General features: G+C 50.2%; 3 rRNA genes. All 3 read right to left on the bottom strand.

Features of this window, described 5'->3' with window-relative positions:
* Nucleotides 1–679, bottom strand: a 23S ribosomal RNA gene (locus ACESZH_RS23780); the annotation flags it as partial.
* Nucleotides 680–1,044: 365 nt separating this feature from the next.
* Nucleotides 1,045–1,162: ribosomal RNA gene (rrf, locus tag ACESZH_RS23775) — 5S ribosomal RNA — on the bottom strand.
* A 150-nt stretch (nt 1,163–1,312) separates the two neighbouring features.
* Nucleotides 1,313–2,090, bottom strand: a 16S ribosomal RNA gene (locus ACESZH_RS23770); the annotation flags it as partial.

Below are 2,090 nucleotides of genomic sequence, written 5' to 3'. Positions count from 1 at the left end.
TTAAGACTTGGTTTCCCTACGGCTCCGTCCCTTAAGGACTTAACCTTGCCAGTAAGCGTAACTCGCCGGACCGTTCTACAAAAAGTACGCGGTTGTACCTATAAAGTACTTCCACAGCTTGTAGACACAGGGTTTCAGGTTCTCTTTCACTCCCCTCCCGGGGTCCTTTTCACCTTTCCTTCACAGTACTATGCGCTATCGGTCACTAAGTAGTATTTAGCCTTAGGGGGTGGTCCCCCTGATTTCCCACAAGGTTCCACGTGTCTCGTGGTACTCTGGATCCTGCTCAGTCTCTTCCGCTTTCACTTACGGGGCTTTCACCCTCTTTGGCCGGCTTTCCCAAAACCGTTCTGTTAGCTTCCGAGAATCTTAATTGCAGTCCGTAACCCCAGAATGCACGCACTCTGGTTTAGGCTCCTCCGCGTTCGCTCGCCGCTACTTGCGGAATCGAGTTTTCTTTCTTTTCCTCCGGGTACTTAGATGTTTCAGTTCCCCGGGTTCCCTTCCATACGTTATGGATTGGCGTATGGATGTATGAGGTCTGCTCATACGGGTTTCCCCATTCAGAGATCTCCGGATCAATGGATATTTGCTCCTCCCCGAAGCTTTTCGCAGCTTATCACGTCTTTCATCGGCTCTTAGTGCCAAGGCATCCGCCCTGTGCCCTTATTGCTTGACCTTTGCATGTTCCTATAGCGTTAGGAACATTCGGTTCGTTGATTCTCATTGTTGATAACTATGTTATCGATGTCTTCCTATCTTACGTTTAACGTTTGTATCAAGGATATTTGATTAACTTAATCAAATCACATGTATGCAGTTTTCAAGGTACAATATTGACTGATGCTTTATCAGTCATTTAAGAGGAAAATCACTTTTCTTCTTAAATCACTGGTAAAACCAGTTATCACAACAGCACTTCCCTGCTGGTCGGGTTAGCATCGGAAATCCTCGGATCTCGACTTTTTCCGCTATGTTTTTGCACAGCTCGCTTTCCAATGCCTGTATATATATCAACAGGTTAAAACCTGTCTTTTTCTTTTGATCTGGCGCCCACCTGCTCTCCCACACCGTCTCCAGTGCAGTACCATCGGCCGCTTGGGTCTTAACCGTCGTGTTCGGGATGGGAACGGGTGTGTCCCCCAAACGCATCGGCACCAGAAAAATCGTTATCGGAAGTTCTGTCTCCTTACGTCGACAGAACTACGTTCCTCACTAAGCTCAGCCTTCGCCTACGGCTCTGCTTCGCTAAGTGTTCACGCATGATAACTCCACAGTGAAACACACACTTCTTCCTCTACTTCTTCCCTAGAAAGGAGGTGATCCAGCCGCACCTTCCGATACGGCTACCTTGTTACGACTTCACCCCAGTCATCCGTCCCGCCTTCGGCAGCTCCTCCCTTTCGGTTAGGTCACTGACTTCGGGCGTTACTGACTCCCATGGTGTGACGGGCGGTGTGTACAAGACCCGGGAACGTATTCACCGCGGCATTCTGATCCGCGATTACTAGCGATTCCAGCTTCGTGTAGTCGGGTTGCAGACTACAGTCCGAACTGGGACGTTATTTTTGGGATTTGCTCAAGGTCACCCTCTCGCTTCCCTTTGTTTACGCCATTGTAGCACGTGTGTAGCCCAAATCATAAGGGGCATGATGATTTGACGTCATCCCCACCTTCCTCCAGGTTATCCCTGGCAGTCTCCCCAGAGTGCCCACCACTGCGTGCTGGCTACTAAGGATAAGGGTTGCGCTCGTTGCGGGACTTAACCCAACATCTCACGACACGAGCTGACGACAACCATGCACCACCTGTCTCCTGTGCCCCGAAGGGAAGGCCCGGTTAAAGGCCGGTCACAGGGATGTCAAGACTTGGTAAGGTTCTTCGCGTTGCTTCGGATTAAACCACATGCTCCACCGCTTGTGCGGGTCCCCGTCAATTCCTTTGAGTTTCATTCTTGCGAACGTACTCCCCAGGTGGAATACTTAATGCGTTTGCGGCGGCACCGAAGAGCTATGCTCCCCGACACCTAGTATTCATCGTTTACCGCGTGGACTACCAGGGTATCTAATCCTGTTTGCTCCCCACGCTTT

Origin of the sequence: Ruminococcus sp. 5_1_39BFAA (assembly GCF_964240875.1) — a bacterium.
Taxonomy (GTDB): domain Bacteria; phylum Bacillota; class Clostridia; order Lachnospirales; family Lachnospiraceae; genus Blautia_A.
Note: the sequence above shows the minus strand (reverse complement) of the source record. Positions and strands in the feature narration are given on the sequence as shown.